The 22091-nt window shown below is 67.6% G+C and carries 17 protein-coding genes and 1 pseudogene; 4 read left to right on the forward strand and 14 right to left on the reverse strand.

Translation table 11 applies throughout. From position 1 onward, the window contains the following. Positions 1-468 precede the first annotated feature (468 nt). The 4 genes from dndE to dndB are packed head-to-tail and all read right to left on the reverse strand — an operon-like array spanning position 469 to position 5569. On the reverse strand, positions 469-849 hold the full coding sequence (gene dndE, locus ACZ3KJ_RS12950; protein ID WP_467526559.1) for a DNA sulfur modification protein DndE: 381 nt from the start codon (positions 847-849) through the stop codon (positions 469-471). Continuing rightward, entirely contained in the window at positions 839-2866 is a 2028-nt protein-coding gene (dndD, locus tag ACZ3KJ_RS12955; protein ID WP_467526560.1) for a DNA sulfur modification protein DndD, read from the reverse strand. Before dndD ends, dndE begins: the two co-directional genes overlap by 11 nt. Then, positions 2853-4433 carry a DNA phosphorothioation system sulfurtransferase DndC gene (dndC, locus tag ACZ3KJ_RS12960; RefSeq protein ID WP_467526561.1) on the reverse strand — a complete coding sequence of 527 codons (1581 nt, stop codon included), beginning with the start codon at positions 4431-4433 and terminating at the stop codon, positions 2853-2855. Before dndC ends, dndD begins: the two co-directional genes overlap by 14 nt. Continuing rightward, positions 4430-5569: a DNA sulfur modification protein DndB gene (gene dndB, locus ACZ3KJ_RS12965; protein ID WP_467526562.1), complete on the reverse strand. Its 1140-nt coding sequence runs from the start codon at positions 5567-5569 to the stop codon at positions 4430-4432. Before dndB ends, dndC begins: the two co-directional genes overlap by 4 nt. A 245-nt stretch (positions 5570-5814) precedes the next feature. Between dndB and dndA the strand changes: the two genes are divergently transcribed. Continuing rightward, a complete protein-coding gene (gene dndA / locus ACZ3KJ_RS12970; RefSeq protein WP_467526563.1) occupies positions 5815-6969 on the forward strand; it encodes a cysteine desulfurase DndA in 1155 nt (384 codons plus the stop codon). Between the two features lie 6 nt (positions 6970-6975). On the opposite strand, the gene ACZ3KJ_RS12975 is transcribed toward dndA, so the two are convergent. The 5 genes from ACZ3KJ_RS12975 to ACZ3KJ_RS12995 all read right to left on the reverse strand — a co-directional run bounded on the left by ACZ3KJ_RS12975 (position 6976) and on the right by ACZ3KJ_RS12995 (position 12424). After that, a complete protein-coding gene (locus ACZ3KJ_RS12975) occupies positions 6976-7647 on the reverse strand; it encodes a DNA phosphorothioation-associated putative methyltransferase (protein WP_467526564.1) in 672 nt (223 codons plus the stop codon). Next, the gene (locus ACZ3KJ_RS12980) at positions 7644-8543 is read right to left on the reverse strand and encodes a DNA phosphorothioation-associated putative methyltransferase (RefSeq protein ID WP_467526565.1); all 900 of its coding nucleotides are present in this window, start codon (positions 8541-8543) and stop codon (positions 7644-7646) included. The genes ACZ3KJ_RS12975 and ACZ3KJ_RS12980 overlap by 4 nt, the downstream gene beginning before the upstream one ends. A gap of 104 nt (positions 8544-8647) precedes the next feature. Then, on the reverse strand, positions 8648-9916 hold the full coding sequence (locus tag ACZ3KJ_RS12985) for a restriction endonuclease (protein WP_467526566.1): 1269 nt from the start codon (positions 9914-9916) through the stop codon (positions 8648-8650). 253 nt (positions 9917-10169) lie between these two features. Then, positions 10170-10853: a hypothetical protein gene (locus tag ACZ3KJ_RS12990; protein WP_467526567.1), complete on the reverse strand. Its 684-nt coding sequence runs from the start codon at positions 10851-10853 to the stop codon at positions 10170-10172. Between the two features lie 659 nt (positions 10854-11512). Then, positions 11513-12424, reverse strand: coding sequence for an SDR family oxidoreductase (locus ACZ3KJ_RS12995; RefSeq protein WP_467526568.1), 912 nt, complete (start codon positions 12422-12424; stop codon positions 11513-11515). A gap of 121 nt (positions 12425-12545) precedes the next feature. Between ACZ3KJ_RS12995 and ACZ3KJ_RS13000 the strand changes: the two genes are divergently transcribed. Beyond that, the gene (locus tag ACZ3KJ_RS13000) at positions 12546-13148 is read left to right on the forward strand and encodes a TetR family transcriptional regulator (RefSeq protein WP_467526569.1); all 603 of its coding nucleotides are present in this window, start codon (positions 12546-12548) and stop codon (positions 13146-13148) included. A gap of 356 nt (positions 13149-13504) precedes the next feature. Here the strand turns inward: ACZ3KJ_RS13000 and ACZ3KJ_RS13005 are convergent, their stop codons facing one another. Both ACZ3KJ_RS13005 and ACZ3KJ_RS13010 read right to left on the reverse strand, forming a co-directional pair. Then, the gene (locus ACZ3KJ_RS13005) at positions 13505-14758 is read right to left on the reverse strand and encodes an NAD(P)/FAD-dependent oxidoreductase (protein ID WP_467526570.1); all 1254 of its coding nucleotides are present in this window, start codon (positions 14756-14758) and stop codon (positions 13505-13507) included. A gap of 170 nt (positions 14759-14928) precedes the next feature. Next, positions 14929-15873, reverse strand: coding sequence for an RNA polymerase sigma-70 factor (locus ACZ3KJ_RS13010; RefSeq protein ID WP_467526571.1), 945 nt, complete (start codon positions 15871-15873; stop codon positions 14929-14931). A gap of 147 nt (positions 15874-16020) precedes the next feature. On the opposite strand from ACZ3KJ_RS13010, the gene ACZ3KJ_RS13015 reads away from it, so the two are divergent. Next, positions 16021-16350, forward strand: coding sequence for a hypothetical protein (locus ACZ3KJ_RS13015; protein ID WP_467526825.1), 330 nt, complete (start codon positions 16021-16023; stop codon positions 16348-16350). 71 nt (positions 16351-16421) lie between these two features. Here ACZ3KJ_RS13015 and ACZ3KJ_RS13020 read toward each other — a convergent pair whose 3' ends face one another. Beyond that, positions 16422-18080, reverse strand: coding sequence for an MFS transporter (locus ACZ3KJ_RS13020; RefSeq protein ID WP_467526827.1), 1659 nt, complete (start codon positions 18078-18080; stop codon positions 16422-16424). 492 nt (positions 18081-18572) lie between these two features. Here ACZ3KJ_RS13020 and ACZ3KJ_RS13025 point away from each other — a divergent pair, with 492 nt between their 5' ends. Continuing rightward, complete coding sequence (locus ACZ3KJ_RS13025; protein ID WP_467526572.1) at positions 18573-20285, forward strand: multicopper oxidase family protein; 1713 nt, start codon at positions 18573-18575, stop codon at positions 20283-20285. Positions 20286-20326: 41 nt separating this feature from the next. On the opposite strand, the gene ACZ3KJ_RS13030 is transcribed toward ACZ3KJ_RS13025, so the two are convergent. Both ACZ3KJ_RS13030 and ACZ3KJ_RS13035 read right to left on the reverse strand, forming a co-directional pair. Then, the gene (locus tag ACZ3KJ_RS13030) at positions 20327-21325 is read right to left on the reverse strand and encodes a LacI family DNA-binding transcriptional regulator (protein ID WP_467526829.1); all 999 of its coding nucleotides are present in this window, start codon (positions 21323-21325) and stop codon (positions 20327-20329) included. A gap of 475 nt (positions 21326-21800) precedes the next feature. Beyond that, positions 21801-21995: pseudogene (locus ACZ3KJ_RS13035) on the reverse strand (beta-galactosidase); the annotation flags it as partial. Positions 21996-22091: the final 96 nt, after the last annotated feature.

Here is a 22091-nt window from a genome sequence, read left to right on the forward strand (position 1 = left end):
CACCAGCAGCCTCCATCCCAGTCAGGGCACACTGCAAGATGGCGGTCGTCGGTCACCAGACGTTCAGGGTGCCAGCCGCCCAGCCCGGCTCAATAGGATTCCTACTGTGTAGCCATGAGGCTCGCACGTGGGCCGCCCTCCGCAGGGAGTTGACGGCACCGAGATCAACTTGGCGGTCACACCTTTGCAAGCACACGCGGCCAAGTCAGGACCAGCGCAGGGGATGACTTGCTTGGAAGGGCATGACCTGCGACCACACGCGGCGAAAGCGACATAGTGGACGAGTCATGATGACTTGTAGGCGCGAGATAGGAGCACCGGCCAACCGTCTGGTACCCCAGGCGAAACTGTCCGGGACCGGCTCACCCGTAGGGCTAGCTAGCCCTACAAGGCACCCCTCTGGTCCTCCACGGGACTCAGATACACCGATCCCCCAGGGGGCCTGCCTGGGGGATCAGTAGGGTCGCGTCAGAAGGTGACGACGGCGCCAACTAGCCCTTCGATGGTGGCCATTTGCTTGTCCGCGCCCAGATATCCGATGCCGCGGTGCAGGTGCACGGTCAGCATGCGAGCGACGTTCTCATCGGATACTTCCTGCCCAACCGCCGCGCAGCGCTGCTTGAGCAGGGCCAGATAGACATCACCGTGCTGGCCGGCGAAGGTCTTCCAGGTCATCTCCACGTTGGAGTCGGTGACGATGTCCTTGACCAGCGGAGTCGAGGGGTCTTTGAGGGACAGCAACAACGCCCAGCGGCACAGTACGTTCCACTGGGTGATGCCCGTGGTGCGCTTAAGGTAGATCAGCCGGTCCTTAGCTGGCTGGGACAGGCGGACGTTGTCAACCGGCATGCTGTGCTCCTGCGTTCCACCAGTAGCCTTCGACGACAGCGGTGGTGAACTCGGTGTCGTCGTGGACGAGGGTGTAGGTCTGGGCGACGGACTTCTGCAAGCGGCCCAGCAGGTACTCGTCGATCTCCTCGTCAGTGGACAGCAGGAGGACCTGGTCGCTGGCGTTGGGGAAGTAGCGGTCGACGAGGTGCTCGCGATGACGGCTGTCGAGGCGGCCCAGCGGGGTGTCGATAACGCTGGGCAGGCGGTTGCCGGCGACCCGCATCAGGCCCCACAGCAGGGAGACGGCCAGGAGCTGGCGCTCGCCGGCGCTCAGGCGCGCGGAGTCGATGGGCTCGCCGTCGGCGTCGGCGAGGGTGAGGGTGAACTTGTCGGTGTCGATGCGCAGGTCGTGCACGAGTCCTTGCTTGCGCATGAGGACCTTGAAGCTTTGCAGGACGGCCACTTCGAGTCGGCTGATGTGCCGCTTGAGGAGGGCGGAGCCGAAGCGTTCGAGAGTGTCGCGGGCCTTTTCAGAGTATTTGATGATCCGCTCGACCTCTTCCGCTTTGACCTTGGTGCGGACGAACTCCTTGTGGGCTCGTTCGAGCAAGGTGGTGACGTGCTCGCGGCGTCGCTTGAGGTCCTCCAGCTTGGCCGTGGCGCGGTCGCACGCGGCTTGGCTGCGGGCGACTTCCACGATCTGCTCGTCCCGGGCCGCCTGTAGGGCTTCGACTTTGTCCTGGGCGGGGACGCCGGCGAGCTGCCGGTCCAGTTGGTCGAGTTGTTCTGTCAGTTCTGCGGCGCTGTGCAGTAGCTGCTGTGAGCGCTCCTGGTCCCGCTGGAGGAGTTCATTCAAGACGGTGAGCTGGGCCAGTGCGTCGTGCGGCAAGCGTAGGTCCACCGGCAGTTGCGTCTTGTCGGCACGCTCGGCGCGGTCGGCGTCCAGTTGCTTAAGCACATCGGCGCGGACGGTGTCGGGCACCAGATCCAGCAACCACTGGTCGCGCGCTTCGAGTACCTGCAGAACCTGTGCCGATTGCTGGGCTTCCTGCTCCTTTTCGGCCTGCCTGCGCACGTCCTGCAGGAGCGGCTGAGCCATCAGCAGGGGCAGCGGGCCCGCGGCGAGCTGAATCAGCTCGCCGCGCACCTGGGCCAGCCGGGCGGCGGTCTGCTTCTTGTCGTTCTCCAGCTCGATGCGCCTAGTGAACAGGTCACCGCCCTCGTCGGCGAACGCCTTCTCCAGACTGTCCAGCTTGCGCTGCGCCTTACCGAGCTCGGTGCGGGAGTGGGCGAGTTCCTGATGGGCGATGTCGTACTGGGAGACCACGGCCTCGCGTTCGGCTTCCTGGGCCCGAATGTTGTCCAGCAGATGCTGTTCTTCGTCGGACAGCTTCTGGCGACGCTGCAAGGCCAGCAGGTCGTTGCGCAGCTGCTGGACGGTGCTCACGCCCAGGAGGGAGTGGACGGCGGACTCGATGACGGAGGCGGCCCGTTCGGGGTCGGCCAGTGATTCGATTTTTTCACCGTCGAAGAAGGCCAGGGAAGCGATCTCCAAGGGGAGGAGGGACTCGACGTGGTCAGCCCAGCCCTCGCTCAACAGCCGATTGAACTTGCCCTCGGGCGTGACGTCGCGCTGCGTCTTTGCGCGTGCGCCATATGTGTCGTCGACGTAGACGTTGAGGAATTCTTTGAGGGTTTTTCCGCTGATGTGCCAGCTGCGGACGACGCGGTAGTAGTGCTCGTGCCCGCTGGTCATGACGGTGAACTCGAGAGTGATGGCAGAGCCGCGGCTGGGGTCGGCCTTGCGGTTGATGCTTTCGCGCAGGTAGGCGTCGTAAGCCTTGGTGCCGCGGCCGCTGCAGCGGGCGCGGTTGCCGTAGAGCGCCAGCTGGATGGCGTCGAGCAGGGTCGTCTTGCCGCACCCGTTCAACCCGCCGATCAGGATAATCGGCTTGTTCTTCTTGGGGGTGAGGTCGAGAGACTGCTTGCCGCGGTAGGCCCCGAATTCTTCGAGGGTGATCTTACGCAGGAGCATCGAGTTCGTTTTCGTCGTCGAAGGTCAGGTTCTCGGCGATGTCGTCACGCCACTTTTTCTTGCGCGTAGCGAATTCAACGGCGTCTTCGTGGTTGTCGTAGTAGCCCTTCTGCACGGCTTGCTCAAGGGCCTGGAAGAGGCCGGACCGGCGAGCCATGGTGCGGTACTTCCGCTCGACGGCGAGAAGTTCGCGGACCATGTTGTAGTGCAGGTCGTCGCCGTCGCAGACCTGCTTGAGGACATCCATCTCGTCGGAGCCCATGACAAGCTGCTCATCCAGGGGGCCGCCCGGGAACCGCTCACCGGTGGCGTCCTGGTAAATCTGCGGCAGGCTGTCCTCGACCTCATGCTTGTCGAACACCCAGATCCGGCGGATCTCATGGAGTTCGTCGAGCGTAATGAGTTCAATGTTCTGCACGTGCTCGGGAGCGTGGGCACGGATCCATGTTTGCGCCTGAAGCAGCTCCTTGAGCCACTCTTCGCGGTAGGACTGCAGATAGGGGCCGTGGATGGCGCCATCGTTGAACAGCATCACCTTGCCGTTCATCCGGCGGAAGTCACGGGCCGGCTTGTCCGGGCGTGGGAAGGGTGCCTTGCGGCCGGGTGGGAGATCGGGGTCGCCCTCCTGATAGTGGCCGAAGGGTGCATCAAGCTTGTTGCGCAGATCCAGCAGGGGGAGCATCCACTCCTTCTCCTCGTCGTTCTGGATCATGGCGGACATGGACTTGTCCTGCTCGACGAGGGTGCAGGTCCAGCAGCCGAAGCGGCTGGAGCCACAGGAGGGGGTGGTGGAGTCGACAACGAGGGGGCATTCGCCGTCCCCGGAGGCGCCCTGGTACATGGTGAGCAGGTCCTGATTGTTGTAGCCCCAGGGGTTGGGCTTCTGCATCAGGAACTCCCACACATCGTCGTTGGTCCAGTCCTCAACAGGGCTGTAAACGAGGGAGTTGGGCAGGTTGGCGTTGGGTGAGAGGCGATCGCGCACGCGTCGCTTCTCGTGCTTTTCCATGGCGCGGGCGCGGGCTTGGCTTTCTGACTTGCGAATGCCCAGCACCATGATCGCTTCGCCGTGGGCAGCGACCACGCTGCGGATGAAGCTGTTCGACGGCTTGATCTTCAGTCGCTCGGTGCACCAGCGAAACTTCGGGCGCGGGGCAGGATAGCCGCGCCCGATGAGGTTCACCCAGAAGGTGTCCTTTATCTCCGGCGTGAGGCGGTGTGGTTCGATCGGCAGGCTCTGTGCCTGTGCCGCCTCCTGCATGGTGCCCAGGGAGGCAGAGACCCAGGCAGCGACAACTGGGTTCTCCACCAGGGTGTCAGTGGAGATGACGTGCACGGCCTTGGTGCGCTGCTCGGCGGGCAGGTCTGCGAGTGCCATCCACACCAACTGCAGGACGGCGGTGGAGTCCTTGCCTCCGCTGTAGCCGATGACCCAGGGCACCTGGTCGGCGGTATAGAGCTCGCGGATCTCCTCAGTGAGCTCGGTGACGACCTCGTCCAGCGAACGCCCGTTGAAGGGCTTGCGGCGTACGGGGGTGAGCCCGAGGTTGAGGGGGATGGTGGTCATGCCTCGCCTCGCAGGTATGCGTCTTCCACGCGTTGTTCTTCCGGGCTCAGCTCCAGGCCCAGATGCTTACGCAGGTAATTAACGGTAAGTGTCACGTTTTGGTGGCTTTTGGAGACGCGGCCGCCGACGATGGCGCGCCCCTCCCAGTCGGCGTTGGCCCGGCTCCAGTCCACGTGCTTCAACGGAACCAGACGCTTCTTCCACACAGTCACCTTGATGGACTCTCGCAGCAGCGAGTTGCCGATACGGCCCAGCGCATGCAGGGCGATGCCGTGACTGTGAATGAAGTCTCGGCGCATCTCTTGCGCGGACAGCCGCTTGTCACGCACCATCGCCCATTCGGGCAGCGCGGCGTCCATGGCCTCCCAGAACGATTGCGCCAGCCCAGTCGCCTCGTCCTGCTTCAGCTCGAGGCCTTGGAGCAGGGATTGGTTGCCGAAGTACAAGGCGCTGAGGGTGAACAGCTTGCGAGAGCGGGCGGACAGGGTGCTTTTTTCCATCTCCACAAAGCCCTTGAAGATGGCCGAGCATTCGGTGAGGGTCCGGGTGATCTGTGCGTTGACATCCCGGTGGTCGTACAGGACGCCGATCGAGCGCGCCGGACGGACGGCGTGCCGGTTGAGGTCGGCGAACATCTGCTGAGAGCGCGCGAGTCCCGTGTCGTGGAAGAAGACCACGGCGATGGTCTCGTCCCCCAGGTCGGGGTTTTCCTTCAATGCCAGCTCGATGGCGGCGCGGCGGTGCTGCCCGTCGTTGATGAGGAAGCGTGCGTCCATTGGGATGCGCAGCTGCCCGGTACGGTGCGCGACTCCTTCGGCTCCCTGGCTATCGAAGACCATGTCTCCGTCCACGGAGGCGGTCAGGGCGCTGAAGACATAGTCCTCGGGGTTGTCCAGGATGTAGCGGGCGAGCGCCGGCAGGCGTCCCTTGTTCAGGACGCGCTGGGCTCTCAGTTCGGCGGGGAGATCATCTTCGTCGAAGAGGAAGATCTTCGGGATGAGCCGCAGCGGGCACATCGACGCATAAAACTCCCGCCCCGCCTGCACCCCGCGGATCGCGGGGAAGGTGTACTCAAAGCCATTAGACGCTCGCGAGACAGCCCGCCCCGCAGCTTTGCTCGCCGCTTCAGTCTGCACCCGCGCACTCTAGCGTGCGCGTACGTGTCCTGAGAAACGTACGTCGCTTCCGCCTCGACGTACTCAGGTGCACAAAATGACGTACCACGCCTTCGACCATGCGTCTACAGTCGGCGAAGCGAAACAGGAACAAGCACTGCAAGGACGATGTTGACGTACTGGGGTGATGGCTTCGTGCGCTGCGGTCCCAGCGTGTACGTTAACCACTTGACGTACGACCGTTATGCAAGTGTGCAAAGAGGCGGGTGAGCGCCGTGGTGGCGTATCTGGATGTGGCGGCGACGACACGGGTGGACCCGCGGGTTGCCGCGGTGGTGCTGCACTGGATGACCGAAGACTTCGGCAACGCCGGCAGCCGCACCCACGAGTACGGTGCACGCGCCAAGAAGGCGGTGCAGCAGGCGCGTTCCTTCATCGCCGGCACCGTGGGCGCCAAGACGGAAGAAGTGATCTTCACCAGCGGGGCGACGGAGTCCAACAACATCGCTCTGCTCGGGTTGGCGCCGCACGGCGAGCTCACGGGTCGCAAGCACATCATCACCTCCGCCATCGAGCACAAGGCGGTACTGGAGCCGCTGACGCACCTACGTGATACCCGCGGCTTCGAGGTCGACTTCCTCTCCCCTGGCCCCAGCGGCCGCATCACCGCCGACGCCGTGCTGGAGCGGCTGCGTCCAGACACCCTGGCGGTGTCGCTGATGCACGTCAACAATGAAACCGGCGTCATCCAACCGGTCGCCGAACTCGCCGAGAAGCTACGCGTCACCCCCACCTATCTGCATGTCGACGCCGCTCAGGGCTACGGCAAGGTCCCCGCCGACCTGATGGCGCCCATCGACCTGATCAGCATCTCCGGCCACAAGATCGGCGCCCCGAAGGGCGTCGGCGCTCTTATCACCCGTCGGCGGGGATGGGACAAGGTGCCGCTGGAGCCGATCATGTTCGGCGGTGGGCAGGAGCGCAAACTGCGCCCCGGCACCCTCGCAGTGCCGTTGATCATGGGCCTGTGCGAGGCCGCGAAGGTCTTCACCGAGAGCCGGGAAACGTGGGAGCGGGGGGCGAAGGCGATGCGCGAACGGATCCTTGCTGCACTCAGCACGACACGCTTCCGCCTCAACGGAGACCCCGAGCACAGCGTCCCCCACATCCTCAACGTCAGCTTCGATGAGCTGAATGCCGAAGCACTCATCGTCCGCCTCAAAGACCAGGTCGCCATCGCCACCGGCTCGGCCTGCACCAGCGCCTCCTACACCCCCAGCCACGTCCTTCAGGCGATGGGCCTGGACGACGCCGTGGCTGCCAACGGGCTGCGTCTTTCCTGGTTCCCTTCCCAGGCAGCCGATTTCGACCCCCTCCCGCTCGCCGAGACCATCGCCAGCATGCAGCCTCAGGAAGGTTGACCAGCCCTACGCCTCGGAGCGACGCACCAGCCGGTGTCCGCGCAGCTGCCGGCCGCACCTGACGAGCTCGGCCTCCCAGCCGTTCTCGGTCCCGATCAGATGCGGCCGTTCATACAACCCCACCCGCATCTCAGACTCGGTCAACCGGCGGTATCGCGGCACGTCCGGATCATCCGGTGCCAGAAACTCGTGCTTGCGGTGCAGCAGCGGCCGGTTGGCCGAGCTCTCGTATGAGAGATGGGACGCCTCAAGCGTCTGCAGGTCCACCATGTAGGAGGACCGGATCCGCGGATGCGGGTCTTTGTCAAAGTCCGGGTAGTCCAGCCACGACACCGCTCGCCCTTGGTGCTTGAGCTTGGCCACGGTCCACTGCTCCGGGCGACCGGCAGCGATCGATGCGCAGTGCTCGTACAAGCGCAATACCGTCGGGATCCGCTCCAGCGCGCGTCGATGCACGTACAGCGCCGTCGGTGTCACCTTGCCGGCAATGGAGGCATTCATGGCATTGCGCACGTAGCCGTCGTCGCGGAGCTTCAACAACAGTCGGTCAGCCCGCTGACACGCCTCCTTGTAGGAACTGAAGAACGTGCGCACGTCCTGTTGCAAGCCCACTGGCAGACTCCCGAACGGCCCACGACCGTTGAACAGCTCCACCGCCAGGTAGAGCAACGTGTTCAACGTCGATCGCTTCCCCCCCCCGCAGTGGCCCGCTCAGGATCAGCACCATCCCGCACCAGGCGCTTGACGTCGCCAGGCCGCAGATGAGCCAAGAGCTCCGCAACGGTCCGCGGCATCTCCTCAATCCGCGGCGGACGTCCCCTGCGCTCGAAGAAGTCCACCACCGCACTCACAGCTGAGGCAGTGTCCTCGGAAGCAAGCCACTCGGCATCCGGTATCACACGCCGCGCCAGATAGCTCAGACGGGCGCGCTCGTCCCGGAACGCGTAGACAACTCCGGGCGCAGCCGCCACCACCCGCCCGCCGGTCACCTGCTCCACGTACTCCCGCAGCTCACTCGCAGCATATAGATGCTGGAACGTCTGGCGACTCGTCAGCAGGCCGTCACCGAATGCCTGACCGTGGACCTTTGACTTCTCCCATGTCAGCCTGGCTGAGACCACCAGGAGCATCGAGGCCAGCTCCCACGCCTGCTCCAAGGTTTGTCGACGCTCTACCGGATCCTCGATCACGTTCAACACATAGGTCAGCAACACCACGTCGCTGGCGACCAGTTGCGTGCCAGAGCGGTAATACGGATCCCACCCCGCCACCTGGCAGTCCAGTTGCTGCAAAGCTCTGACATCGTCACCACGGCCACAGCCGTAGTCGAGGATCGTCCGCTCAGGTACCAACTGGCGGTCCGCCAGCGCCTGACGCGCGGGCACCGACAGCGTCATCCGCCCAATCGCCGTCCGGCGACGCTCACTACCCCAGATTTGCTGCATAACAGACACCTGCGTCCAGGTAACGACACCATCAGCAGGGTAGAAGACATTGGTCCGGCGCACCCACGCAACGACAAAGGTGCCCCCAAAGCGCCGGCAGGCGGCTGTCTGGCGGTGGACGGTTGTCACGCACGCTGGCCAGTCCTTACGACGGTAAACGTACCCCGGCTATGAGCACACGCGAGGGGTGCAGCACCTGACGCTCGCCGCCGCCGCGTCTGCCACCGTGCGTGCTATCGGGATGCGGCAGGCCTCTTTATGTGACTGAGCCACTTCTCGACCAATGTCGCTTGAGTAGGGGTAAGCCCCGCCAGGGATCCATCCTGGAGTTTTTTGCGTAGATCCGCCCTTGTGAGAGACCTGGATAGTTCTTCGATTTCTCGGGCACCCACGATACGGCTTAGAAACAGCTCGAGGAGGAAGCTTGAATCAGGATATTCCAGCAATTTCCGACCAGCCAGGGTCAAGTTCATGTGGTCATTCTCAACATCCACTAGCCCCAGGGAAACCAGGACACGCGACCGTCGACGCGCCTCATCGGAGCGCGTAATCGTAGGAAACCGCTCCTGGAATTTGGCGACGTAGTCATCCCAACTCGGCTGACCGTCGGCAAGGTCGGTCATAGAAACGATGCAGTCCAAGAGATCCTTGCCTCGATCCGATGGCATCTTCTCGATATAATAGCGCGGCTGAGCATGCCGAGACGGCTGGGAGGAGCTTCCTTGAATGGGGCTACCAGCCTTGCCTGTAATAGTTGCCAATGCCTCCAAGTCGAGGGAGAGGAGGGAAAGACGCGACGCCTGGACGCCAATGCCGTGCTCGGTTAGCAAATCACTCAACAACCGGCCATCGATCAGGTGAATTGGAGTTAGGGCATTATCTAGGGCCTCCTTGGGGGCATCTTTAGTGTACTTTCCGGTGGTCACGATGATCCCTTGAGTACCAGCCCTCAGCGTGCCCCTGAGTTCTCTGACTTCCTTGACCGTTACCGGTTTCGACCAACGCTTCACCTGAATCGCGGTAGGTACTGTCATAACGCCGCCTGCAACGAGAGTGGCACGGACGTCAACGCCACCATCCTTAGACCTTCTAGTGACCTTTACGTCTTCGTATCTCATCGCAGTGAACAAATCAGCTACGATGTGCTCGAAAACTTCCGGAGGAACTTCTCGCAACTGCTTCAGCAGCTGCTCCTTGACTTGCTCATTTTCTTGTTCAATGGCCAGCTCAGCTCGGTTACCGGGAGGGCGGAGGCGAATAGACCTCCCGGACATCGAAAAGCGCTGTCGATATCCTCGCGCCGAACGCAATCTGTCATCCCTCAACAACGCTTCAAGCAGCTGATCTTGCGCGAGGGTGCTGCCGGCGATCTGTTCGTCACCCAATTCCGTGAGAATTCGGTCAAACTCCAGAGGGCCCCCACTGTGGTCACGGAGGACTTCGTAGACCTTGTGAGCGGTGAACTGTCCAGGAGTGGCGAGAACTGTGAAGGCGGAGTCCATCAGTGGTTTGCGTACCTTCTGTCAGATTGTGTGCGTGCTATCGGTGCGACCGACGCATGAAGCGAGGCGAGCATCGGGAGCAAGCATGACACTGAGGTCTGACAACCCACCGGGGGGTCAGGGCATTTGGCCCCGCACCCATCGGACAGGTGGTGGACGAGCAGTGGCTACCGAGACCTACCCATCCCCTTGACCAGCCCAGACGGCTGAAGCCGACGCCCTCCGGAGTCGGGCGCGAATGGCTATCGAGCGGTCAGACCTTCCGCTGCCTTTCCCAGATCGCGTGGTCTAGCTCCCACGGTGTGCACCTCAAGCGTGCCGCAGCCTCAGTGATGAGTTCGATCGCTTGGGCCGTGGTCACCGTGCGCTGCAGCACTGCTTGCAGCCATCGAAGAACCATCCGGTCCGGCTTGATGCGGCCGTCGTCCCCCAAGAGCATCCACAGGTAGGCGAGACGTGCGCCGGAGCCGTGGCCGGGAACCCCCGCGAGGTCACGCTCAACGGCCTTTAGCTTGTCCACGTCAGCCAGCGACCCGTTGGCTTCAGCGAGGGTTGAAATGCCGTGGGATACCAGGATCTCGGCGTATTGACGGGCAGCCTCCACCTTCAGCGGAGCATCGCGGTTTGCCCGTGTGCGCTGCCTGTTCTGCAAGATCTCCGAAGAAAACGCCGCTTCGCCGTGGGTCTGGATGTGCGTAACGAAGCCCTGTAGCGGTTGCTCGTCGCGGACAGGGAGTTGCGCACTACCTGACAGCGGGTCTGAGATGCCAGCCCAGCCCGCGTAGCGGTGGCAGGTCGGGACCGTGTGCCGCTCGTAGTGAGCGTTGATAGAGAAGACGGCGTCCAGGACACACAGGGAGGCATGGCCCCACCGACGGCCTCGCGGTTTAAGCGCTAGATGCCCAGCGGCAACGACCACTTGTCCTATCTCGTCCATCGATCCCCCATTGATCAAAACCGGGAGACAGTGTTGCATAGGGTACTTACAAGAGACCGAGGTTCGTCCACACACCGCGAGGGCGTCGGCAGGGTTTGGGTGCGCTGTCGAATACGTGTCGAGACTCATCGGGGAGCACTCGTGTTCCTGGCCGCTGCCATCGGTGTCGCGGGCGGGAACTACTGGTTCCTGCTATGACCTCGTGACGGGTGCTACGTCCCACGCCTGGCCTGACTTCCAGCGCCAGGCCGTGGACTACCTGTGGACAGGGTGATCTCAGCAGGCTCCTTTAGGTTCTGTGACCTGCACATTTCCACAAGTCGGAAGCCCCCTCCGGAGCCGTGTGCGCAGGTTCGAATCCTGCCGGGGCACCTCGAAGAAGGTGCCTAAAGACCCCGCCATCAGCGGTTTCGCTGAGGACGGGGTCTTCGCGTATGTGCAGGCGGATGCCGCCGAGTAGAGGCATCCGAACAAGGCCCGCAGCCGCCGGCCGCTCGCGCGCTCGTAGCCGGACTACGAACGGATCGTCCAGCGCTCCGAAATCCTGCCGGAGCGACTCGCCCAGGACGTCTGACAGTGATGGGCCCTCGCCGTTGTCGGCCGGAGAAGGCCGGAGAGTTGTTCGCCATGGCTCCGGTCCGACAGCGGGTGTGGTGGGGTCAGGGGGTCGGCGGGGGCAGGTAGTCGCCGTGCTTCAGGTCTTCGAGCAGTGTCGGGTGTGTGGGCGACCAGCCGAGCAGTTCCTGGGTGTGCGAGCTGGAGACGGGCGCATCGAAAGCGTAGACGGTGGCCATGAACGGGCTCGGGAAGTGCGCGGCGGCCTGGTCGGGGGTCAGCGAGACCGCGGGCAGATCCAGGCCCCGGGCGATCGTCTCCGCGATGCTCTTCAGGGTGACGCCGCTTTCGGCCGCTCCGTGCAGCACGCTGCCTGCCGGAGCCTTCTCCAAGGCCAGACGGAACAGGACCGCCGCGTCGAGCCGGTGTACCGCGGGCCACCGGTTGCCGCCGTCGCCGACATAGGCCGAGACGCCGGTCTGTCGTGCGGTGGCGATGAGCATGCCGATGAAGCCGTGGTCGCCGGGGCCGTGGACGGTAGGAGCGAGCCGGACCACGCTGGTGCGTACTCCCCGGGCGGTGAAGCCCAGGCAGGCTCGCTCGCCCGCGATGCGGAAGGCGGCGATCCCGGCCGTGTCGGGCTCGTCCTTCTCGGTGCTCTCCCGGCCGGCGGGCATGACGAGCGTGCCCGAGGTGGTGACCAAGGGCTTGCCCGAGTGTTCCAACGGCCGGCCGAGCGCCTCGATGGCGGTCCGGTCCCGCCGCATCATGTCGTCGAGGTCGGAGAAGTCGCCGCCGTAGGCCATGTGCAGGACTCCGTCGGCGGCCTCGGCGCCGCGGCGCAGGCTGTCGAGGTCGTCCAGGGAGCCGCGGTGCGGTGTGGCGCCCAGCGACTCCAGCCGGGCGGCGGCGGCGTCCGAGCGCGCCAGAGCGGTGACGGTGTGGCCGGCCGCGATGAGCTCGGCGACGACGGCGGGGCCGGTCAGGCCGGAACCACCGGTGACGAATACACGCATGGAACGTTCTCCCCACATGCCAGTGACTGGCACTACTTAGCGCCAGTCACTGACTCTACGGTAGCGCCAGTCACTGGCGTCAAGTAGTGCCGGTCACTGACGTGTGCGGTATCGTCGTGGGGTGCCACGGAGCGGAGCAGAAGCGCGCCGCCGCCTTCAGCAGGCGGCCCTGGAGCTGTACCGGGAACGAGGGTTCGACCAGACCACCACGGCTGAGATCGCCGCCCGGGCCGGCGTCAACGAGCGCACGTTCTTCCGGCACTTCCCGGACAAGCGTGAGGTGCTCTTCGACGGCGAAGCCGACCTGCGCGCCGCGCTGATGCGGGAGGTGGCCGAAGCGCCCGAAGGTCTCCAGCCGCTCGAGATACTGCTCTACGCCTTCCGGAAAGCCGGACGGATCCTCGAGGACAACCGCCCCTTCTCCGAACCACGACTCGAAGTCATCGCCAAGACACCCGCGCTCCGCGAACGCGACTTGGCCAAGGCCGCGTCGCTCACCGACGCCGTGGCGGAGGCGCTGCGTCAGCGCGATGTCGCCGACCGGCTGGCCGCCCTGGCCGCTCAGACCGGCTGGGCCGCCTTCCACCACGCGGCCCGAGCCTGGATCGACGACCCCTCACAGAGCCTGGACGCACAGCTCCTCCAGGCCTTCGACGATCTGCGTGCGCTCTCCGCGCCCGCCCCACCGGCACAGGCACAGGCACAGGCACTGCCTGAGAGCTGACACCTCACCCACGGCCACCGTCCTCGCGCGCGAACCGCGGCAGGGACACTCCGAGGGCCACCGAAGCCTGTGCGCATGCGGTTGCCCCGCCATGCCTCGACCGCCAGTTTCCGCAGGGCGGTCATTCCCGGGTCGCCGAGGACGTCTTCGCAGTCGAGCGGATCGATGTCGGTGAAGTCGTCGGCGTCGCCGGGTACGTGGCCGGCCAGCCAGTGCGCGAGTTCCTCCGGGGCGGGCGCGGCCGCCGGGCTCGTCCAGGGCCGGCTCCGCCTCGTAGCGTTCCGTGCCGTGGACGGTGGCGGTGACCCGGGTGTCACCGACGTCGACGCCGGACTCCTGCGCTGCTTGTACGGCCGTCAGCGGACGTCCGCCCGCTGGTCCGGTCCGGTGATCCGCCGCGACGGCACCCCTTCGGTGGCCTGTGCGGCGCGTCGGTCGGTTGCCGCCGGGGGCTGGGGGACGGCGTGGCGGCGGGGGGTCGGGAGGGCGAGGGTCGGGTTGGCTACGGCCCAGGCCGCGCCCTTGCAGATCAGTTCCTTGTAGAGGGCGGCGAGCCTGCCGGTGAGGGTCGCGTCGACGGCGCGGTCGTCGGCGGTGACGTACTGGATCAGGCCTTCCCTGCGGCCCAGGGAGATGCACTGGTTGAAGTAGCGCAGCGGCACGTTCGGGAGCTTGCCGCCGGTCAGGCGTGCCGCGATGGAGTCGGCGGCCTGCCAGGCGGTGGGGACGCCCGAGGCGCACGACATGCGCAGGGGCTGGTCGCCGGCGCCCGTCGCCAGGGCCGCGTCGCCGATGGCGTACACGTCCGGGTGCGAGAGCGAGCGCATGGTGTCGTCGACCACGATCCGGCCTGTTTCGGTGGTCTTGAGGGTGGTGGCCCGTGCGATCGGGTGGGCCGCGAAGCCCGTCGTCCAGACGGTGACCGCGGCCGGGACGGACGTGCCGTCGGCGGTGGTGACGTGGTCGGCCCCGACGGCGGTGACGGCGGTGTGCTCGTGCACGGTGATGCCGAGCCTGTCGAAGACCTTCCGCAGGTGCCGGCGGCCCTTGGCGGAGAGCCAGTCGCCGAGGGCGCCCCGGGCGGCGAGGGCGACCGCGAGGTCCGGACGCGCGTCGGCGATCTCGGTCGCGACCTCCAGGCCGGTGAGACCGCCCCCGACCACGACCACGGGCTGTCCGGCGTCCAGACGGGCCAGGCGCTCGCGCAGCCGCAGCGCTCCTGGGCGGCTGGCGATCTCGTGGGCGTGTTCGGCGGCGCCGGGGACGCCCTGGTCGGTCCAGCCGCTGCCGAGGGCGTACACGAGGGTGTCGTACGTCATCTCCTCGGCGCCGTTCGCGGTGTGGACGGCGACGGTCCTGCGGTCGACGTCCACGGCGGTGACCTTCCCGAGCCTCAGTTCGACGCCGGTGCCGGCGAACATCTCGCTGAACGGCCGGGGCCTGAGGTCCTGGCCGGTCGCGAGCTGGTGCATCCGTACGCGTTCGACGAAGTCGGGCTCGGCGTTGACGAGGGTGACGGCGACGTCGTCGCGGTGCAGCCGCTTGGCGAGGCGGCCGGCGGTGATGGCTCCCGTGTATCCGGCTCCGAGGACGACGATGCGGTGCTGCATGTCCGTACTCCTGACTGCTGTCTGGGGCGGGTTCGCCACTTGAACCGGGTGGCCTCCCGTTTCCTGACAGGTGTGGAGTGTGAAGCACGTCACAGCGCTCTGCGGTGCTTCACAGCGCCTCACAGCGCCTCACCGTGCCTTACCGTGCCTCACCGTGCCTCACCGCGTGGTCAGAAGGTGACCAGCAGGGGTTCGCCGTGGTCGGTGGCCGACCACCGCCGGGTCGCGCGTTCGAGCTTGTCGGGGTTGACCTGGCTGCGGAACGCGGCGATGCCCTCGGCGGTGATCTCCAGGCACATGACGCCGATGACACGGCCGTCGACGACCGCCACCACGGCGGGGCCGCCGTTGGCGGTCGTGGGGTACATCTCGAGTGAGCCGCCGACCAGGGAGCGCTTGGCCTTGCCGGGGGCGAACAGGCCCCGCATGAACTTCGCGACCGCGAGAGCGCCCTCGAACGCCTTGGCGCGGGCCGGAACCTTCCCGCCGCCGTCCCCCATCGAGACGGCGTCCTGGGTGAGCAGCTGCACGAGGGGCTCGGTCCGGCCGCTGGTGGCGGCCGCGAGGAACTCCTCGACGATCCGGCGCGTGGTGGCCTCGTCGGTCTCGGTGCGGGTCCTGCCGTCGGCGACGTGCTTCTTGGCGCGGTGGAAGATCTGCTGGCTGGCGGCCTCGGTGATGCCCAGGATCTCGGCGACCTCCCGGTGCGGGTAGTCGAAGGCCTCCCGCAGCACGTACACCGCCCGCTCGTTGGGCGAGAGACGCTCCAGGAGGGCGAGGACCGCGTACGAGACCGACTCCCGCTGTTCGGCGGTGTCGGCCGGGCCCAGCATCGGGTCTCCGGCGAGCAGCGGCTCGGGGAGCCATTGGCCCACGTAGGTCTCGCGCCGCGCGCGGGCCGAGGTGAGCTGGTTGAGGCACAGGTTGGTGAGGACCTTCGTCAACCAGGCCTCGGGGACCTCGACGTGGTCGACATCGGCGGCCTGCCAGCGCAGGAACGTGTCCTGCACGGCGTCCTCGGCCTCGCTCGCGGAGCCGAGGAGGCGGTAGGCGATGGCCTCCAGGCGGGGCCTCGACGCCTCGAAGCGGTTCACGTCGTTCACGGTCAGGGCCATGGCCCGGATCCTAGCTCTCGCGGTTCTTGCGGTCCTTGCGGTCCTTGCGGTTCTCGCCGTGCTCGCCGTGCTCGCGGTGCTCGTGGCGTGCGACGGCCGCCTGTACCGTTCGGGCCTCGCGTGAGGAAGGATGGCCGGGTGTCCACCATGATCGTTGAGGTCCACGTGCCGTTGTCGTCGGTCCCTAACCCGTCGGACGGTGCCTCCCCGTCCTCCTGGATCGACCAGGTCGAGGAATTCCTGGTCGATGTCGAGGACGAGGGCGACGTCGAGGTCTACGACGACGGGGAGCAGGTCGAGGACGTCTACGTCTTCTTCGTCACCGGGGCCTGCGAGGAGGAGCTGCTGGCGGTGGCGTCCCGTGTGGCGATGCTGCCCGGGGTTCCCGCCGGGGCGTTCGCGGTCGTCAGCCACGAGGGGGCCGAGGAAGTGGGGGTGGGGCGGCGGGTGGAACTGCCGACGGCAGCCCCGGCCTGAGGGCCGCAGGGGCCGCGACACGTCTCCGGTCCGGCGGCGTGCGCGGCTTCAGGGCTGCGGCCGTTCCGCCGCTAGCGGGAGTCGGTCGCCGTGGTGGCGTTGGTGGTCGTGGCGTTCGTGGTCGTGGCGTTCGGGGTCGTGGTCGTGGCGTTCGTGGTGGTGCGTTCGTCGCGCCGGGCGGTGATCCGGCCCCTGGGAGGGGTGTCGGCGCGGGGGCGGGGGCGGAGCAGCCAGGCTGCCAGTGCGGCGCCGAACAGCATGATGACGCCGGAGACGAGCAGGCACAGCTGGAGTCCGTCGAGGAAGGACCGGGAGAGGGCGTTCAGGGCGGGGGCGGTGTCGCGGCCCAGGGGAAGGGCGGCGACGGCTCCGAGGCCGTCGGCTTCCACCGCGTCCTGTATCCGGCGGCCGGTCGCATCCGTCAGGCCGGCCGCGGCGAGGTGACCGGGCAGGGCGGCGACCGCCTTGCCGGTCAGCAGGGCGCCGAGGATCGCGGGGCCGAGGGCGCCGCCGACCTGGCGGAAGGCGTTGTTGCCGGCCGCCGCCATGGCCGCCTGGTGGTGCGGTACCGAGGAGACGGCGGTCGCGGTGATGCAGGGGAAGGCCAGCCCCAGGCCCAGGCCGAGGAGTGCCAGGCGCCAGGCCAGGGAGGCGAAGGAGGTGTCGGCGCCGACGTTCATCAGGGAGAACAGCGCCACGGCGGTGAGGGCGAGTCCGCTCGTGATCAGCGTGCGCGGTGACAGGTAGCGCATCAGCCGGCCGACCGTGGTGCCCAGGATCATGGGCAGCGCGGTGGTCATCAGCAGCCGCAGGCCGGCCTCCAGGGTGCTGAGCCGCTGCACCATGCCCAGGTAGAGGCTGAGGACGAAGAAGAAGCCGAGCAGTCCCAGGAAGCTGATCATCACGACCAGCGCCGACCCGGTGAAGGCGGGGCTGCGGAAGAGCGACACGTCCAGCATCGGGCTCGGGCTGCGCCGTTCGATCAGGACGAACGCCACGGCGGAGCAGACCGCCACCACCAGGGCCGTGACGACGCGGGCCGCGGCGAACGAGGTGGCCCCGCCCTCGATGACGCCGTACACCAGGGCGACGATCGCCAGGGTGGCGGTGGTCTGGCCCGGCCAGTCCAGCTTGCGCTCGACCGGGGAGCGGGACTCGGTCAGGACGAAGGCCGCGACGACCATGGTGATCAGCGACAGGGGAAGGGGCAGCAGGTAGATCCAGCGCCAGGCGGCGTGCTCGACGATGACACCGGCGACGAGCGGGCCGACGGCCAGGGAACCCATCATCGACGTCGTCCACAGGCCGATGTACTTGCCGCGTTCCCGGGGGTCCGGGACGGCGTGGCTGATCAGTGCGAGCGTCATCGGCAGCAGCGCGGCGGCGCCCACGCCCGCCAGCGCCTGGCCGATCCAGACCATCTCGACGGACTGCGCGGACAGGCCGACCGCGGCGCCGAGCGCGCAGAAGGCCAGGCCTGTCTGGAAGACCTTCTTGCGTCCGTGGACGTCGCCGAACACGCCGGCGGTGAGGATCAGCGCGGCGACCGGCAGGACGAACGCGTCGGACACCCAGGACAGGTCGGCCGTCGACGCGTCCAGCGCCTGCTGGATCACCGGCAGGCTCACCGAGACCGTCGTCACGGGGAAGTAGCCGACGAAGACCCCCAGACAGGCCATGACCAGCGTCGCCGTACGCCGGTCGCGGTGTTTCTCCATCAGTTCCCCCATCACTGCTGCACTCACTTCGGGCTCCTTCGCGACCGCCTGCGGGCCACCTTCGGTCGCACGATCGTCGAGCGACCTCCGAGCGACCTCCGAACGACCGCCGAACGACCTGGGAACTATGCGGCGCCCCCGGCCCGTGAGGCGAGCCGGCGGCCGTCGACGCCGGATTTCCGACAGTGCGGCCGCTGTCAGGGCGGGAAAGTTCCACGCTCCGGGACGCGCTCCGGGACGCGCTCCGGGGCAGGCTCCGGGACGAACTCCGGGCAGGCTCCGCGACGGGCCCCGGAACGGGCCCCGGAACGGGCCCGGGAACGGGCCCCGGAACGGGCCCGGGAACGGGCTCCGCGACGGGCTCCGGGGCGGGTGGTGCCCCCGCCCCGGACCACCTCGCTCCGTGAGGTCGTGGCCATCGATCGGGTGGGCGGGGCACGGGATTCATGAGACGCGCCGTTCCGGTTCGCCCGGATACGCCCATAAGACAGGTGTTATGTGGTTATGCACACTCATACGCGGCGTAGCCTGCTCGGTGCCTCGATCGCGGCCGTCGGATCGGGAGCCCTGACCTCGTGTTCCGGTTCCGGCTCGCGCCCGGGGGCCGAGCGTCGGCCGGAGTCCGGGACGAGCGCGGGTGCGGGGCCCGGCCCTCACTCGGCGTCCGGATCGCCTTCGGGGCTCCACCCCTACTCGGCGGGCAGGACCGACGGTCACGACGGTGGCGGCTTCGTACCCAAGGGACCCGAGGGATACGTGAACCCGTCCGACCCCGAGGTCGTCGCCGCCGAGGAGGCGCGCGGGAAGGGACCCGTGCGCAAGTTCCGGCTGACGGCCACCGAGACCTCCCTCGACCTGGGCGGACGGACCGTCAGATCATGGGCGTACGGCGACTCGCTGCCCGGCAAGGAGGTGCGGGTGTCGACGGGCGACATCCTCGAGATGACGCTCGCCAACCACCTGCCGGAAGCGACGACGCTCCACTCGCACGGCATCCGTCTGCGCTGCGACATGGACGGCGTCCCCGGCCTCACCCAGCACTCGATCAGGCCCGGCGCGGACTTCACCTACCGCTTCGCCGTGGCGCACCCGGGCACGTACTGGCTGCACTCGCACTCGGGCATGCAGCTCGACCGCGGTCTGTACGCCCCGCTGATCGTCGAGGACCCCAAGGAGCCGCTGTCGTACGACAAGGAATGGGTCGTCGTTCTGGACGACTGGGTGGACGGTGTGGACGGCTCCACTCCGGACGGCGTGCTCACCCAGCTGAGCAAGGGCCGGCGCGTGCCGATGGACATGGGCGAGGACGACCTGCACACGGGGTCCGGACACGGCGGGCCCTCCGGCACCGGCCGGCCGGGAGGCGGAAAGGCCACCGGCCCCTCCCGCATCCTGCACGGGGTGCGGAGCGCCATCCTGAGAAGCGACGGCGGGCATGTCGACTACCCGTACTACCTGGCCAACGGCCGGCTGTCGCGGGCGCCCTCGGTGTTCCGGGCGCGGCCCGGCGACCGGATCCGGATCCGGCTGATCAACGCCGGGGGCGACACCCCCTTCCGGGTCGCGCTCGGCGGCCACCGGATGACCGTGACCCACACCGACGGCTACCCCGTCGAGCACACCCTGACGGACGCGCTGATCCTGGGCATGGGCGAACGTTACGACGTCCTCGTCACCGTCAAGGACGGCGTGTTCCCGCTGGTCGCCCTCGCCGAGGGGAAGAAGGGACGGGCCCTGGCGGTCCTGCGGACGAGCGGCGGGAAGCTGCCCGGGCCCTCCGTGCGCCCCCGGGAACTCGACGGCCGGCTCGTGCCGGCGAGACGGATGGTGCCCGACGAGTCCGTGGCCTTCCAGGACCGCGCCCCGGACCGCGAGCTGCGCTTCCGGATGACCGGCAGCATGGAGAAGTTCGACTGGTCCTTCGACCACCGGCCCTACGACATCGAACAGCGCTTCCCGATCGAGGAAGGGGAACGGGTCCGCGTGACCCTCGCCAACGCCACCGACATGTGGCACCCGATGCACCTGCACGGCCACACCTTCGCCCTCGCCGGCATCGACTCGGCCGGGGCCCGCAAGGACACCGCGCTGGTGCTGCCGCACCGCAAACTCGTCATCGACTTCAACGCCGACAACCCGGGACTGTGGATGCTCCACTGCCACAACCAGTACCACGCCGAGTCCGGCATGATGACCATCCTCGGCTACCGGAAGTGAACGGCGAGCGGGCGGCCACGTGACCGCGTGGCCCCGGGCCGTCAGCGGGGTCCGCGTGCCCGCTCGCTCGTGCTGGCGCGGACGCTGAGCTCCACCGGGACGACCGTCAGCGGGGGCGGCGGCGTCTCCGGCGCGTCGATGCGGTTCAGCAGGACGCGCAGCGAGCGGGTGCCGATGTCCGAGAAGTCCGTGCGGACCGTGGTCAGGGGCGGCAGGAAGTGGGCGGCCTCCGGGATGTCGTCGTAGCCGACGACGCTGACGTCGCCGGGGACGTGGCGGCCGGCCTCGTGCAGGGCCCGCAGGACCCCCAGGGCCATCTGGTCGTTCGACACGAATACGGCGGTGACCTGGGGGTTCTTCGCCAGTTCGCGGCCCCGTTCGTAGCCGGAGTCGGCGCTCCAGTCGCCGGTGAGGGGAGCGGGGACCTCGGCGCCGTGCGCCTCCAGGACGGCCCGCCAGCCGTCCGCGCGGCGGTCGGCGGACGTCCAGCCGGACGGGCCCGCCACGTGCCAGACCGTGGCGTGGCCGAGGGCGAGGAGGTGGCCGGTCGCCTTGCGGGCGCCGGAGACGGCGTCCGAGGTGACCACGGGAGTGCCGTCGCCGAGGTCGTTGTCCAGGACGACGAGCGGGGTGTCCAGACGGGCCTCGGCCAGCCCCCTCGCCACCCACAGCTGCGGCGCGATCGCGATCACGCCGTCCGCGCCCTCCGCCGACAGCCGGTCCGCCGCCCGGACGACCGTGTCGCGGTCGGCCGTGTCCAGGGCGATCGAACTGACCAGGTAACCGACTTCCTGCGCCGCCGTGTTGACGGCCGTCAGGGTCGAGGCCGGGCCGTACCGGGCCGCGTCGAAGGAGATCACTCCGAGCATCCGGGTGCGGCCGCTGGCCAGCGAGCGGGCGCTGCGGCTCGGGCGGTAGCCGAGCGTGCGCATCGCCGCGAGGACCGCCTCGCGGGTCTCCGGCCGGACGGCCGGGTGGTCGTTCAGCACCCGCGAGACCGTCTGCTTGGAGACGCCGGCCAGCTTCGCCACGTCGCCCATCACGGGACGCGCGCCCGCGAAGTTGCGCCGGCTGCGCCCCTGGCCCTGAACCTTGCCCTTGCCGGGCTCCTGTCCTTTGCCGGCCGGGCCGCCACCGTCGTCGTCGGCAGCTGCCGCCGCAGCCGCAGCGACGATTGCGCCGGGGGCGGCGTCGGGGGTGGTCATCGAGGGGCTCTTTCTTCTTCTGCGGGGGGGTGGTTCTTCTTCTGCGGGGACCGGTTCTCCTTCAGCGGGGAACCCGCCCTGCGCCGCCCCGGTTCCGGCAGACCACAGGATAGGCCGGGCGGGGCGGGCGAGGCGGGCGGCCGGAGGGGCCGACGCCCGTCTCCGGGAGAGTGGGTCACTCTTGCCGGTGGCCGAGGTCGGGGGTGTCCGTGAGGTGGGCTCGGGGGGTGGTGGTGGCGTGGAGTTCGAGGAGGAGCAGGTCGTTGGTGCCGGGTCGCAGGACGGGGGCGGGGCCGTAGAGCGTGCGCTGGGGGCCGGGTTCGGGCTGGTGGAGGTTCCAGGGGAGGTACGTCTCCACCGTGTTCAGGCCCATGAGGCGGGCCTTGCGCAGGCGGTCGGGCCACTGGTCGGGGTGGACGCGGAAGTAGTGCAGGGCGCCGGAGATGATCCTCAGGGGCCGGCCGTGGAGGAGGAAGCCGTCCTGGGTGGTGGTGAGGGCGGGCATGGCGGGCCTTTCCTTCGCGGGTGGGTTCGGGGGCTGCCTGCTGGGTGAGGTCCGGGGCGTGGGCGCTTGGGGGGTGGTGCGGAGATACCTGGACGC

The sequence above is a fragment of the Streptomyces sp. NPDC003248 genome (assembly GCF_055563235.1).

What these genes read in the sequence shown, in the direction of transcription:
- ACZ3KJ_RS12995 (WP_467526568.1), bottom strand. Translation starts at nt 12,424, where the DNA reads ATGCGTGTATTCGTCACCGGTGGTTCCGGCCTGACCGGCCCCGCCGTC.
- ACZ3KJ_RS13010 (WP_467526571.1), bottom strand. Translation starts at nt 15,873, where the DNA reads ATGGCCCTGACCGTGAACGACGTGAACCGCTTCGAGGCGTCGAGGCCC.
- dndD (WP_467526560.1), bottom strand. Translation starts at nt 2,866, where the DNA reads ATGCTCCTGCGTAAGATCACCCTCGAAGAATTCGGGGCCTACCGCGGC.
- ACZ3KJ_RS13020 (WP_467526827.1), bottom strand. Translation starts at nt 18,080, where the DNA reads ATGGGGGAACTGATGGAGAAACACCGCGACCGGCGTACGGCGACGCTG.
- dndC (WP_467526561.1), bottom strand. Translation starts at nt 4,433, where the DNA reads ATGACCACCATCCCCCTCAACCTCGGGCTCACCCCCGTACGCCGCAAG.
- ACZ3KJ_RS13030 (WP_467526829.1), bottom strand. Translation starts at nt 21,325, where the DNA reads ATGGGCGACGTGGCGAAGCTGGCCGGCGTCTCCAAGCAGACGGTCTCG.
- ACZ3KJ_RS12985 (WP_467526566.1), bottom strand. Translation starts at nt 9,916, where the DNA reads ATGGACTCCGCCTTCACAGTTCTCGCCACTCCTGGACAGTTCACCGCT.
- ACZ3KJ_RS12990 (WP_467526567.1), bottom strand. Translation starts at nt 10,853, where the DNA reads ATGGACGAGATAGGACAAGTGGTCGTTGCCGCTGGGCATCTAGCGCTT.
- ACZ3KJ_RS13015 (WP_467526825.1), top strand. Translation starts at nt 16,021, where the DNA reads ATGATCGTTGAGGTCCACGTGCCGTTGTCGTCGGTCCCTAACCCGTCG.
- dndE (WP_467526559.1), bottom strand. Translation starts at nt 849, where the DNA reads ATGCCGGTTGACAACGTCCGCCTGTCCCAGCCAGCTAAGGACCGGCTG.
- ACZ3KJ_RS13005 (WP_467526570.1), bottom strand. Translation starts at nt 14,758, where the DNA reads ATGCAGCACCGCATCGTCGTCCTCGGAGCCGGATACACGGGAGCCATC.
- ACZ3KJ_RS13025 (WP_467526572.1), top strand. Translation starts at nt 18,573, where the DNA reads ATGCACACTCATACGCGGCGTAGCCTGCTCGGTGCCTCGATCGCGGCC.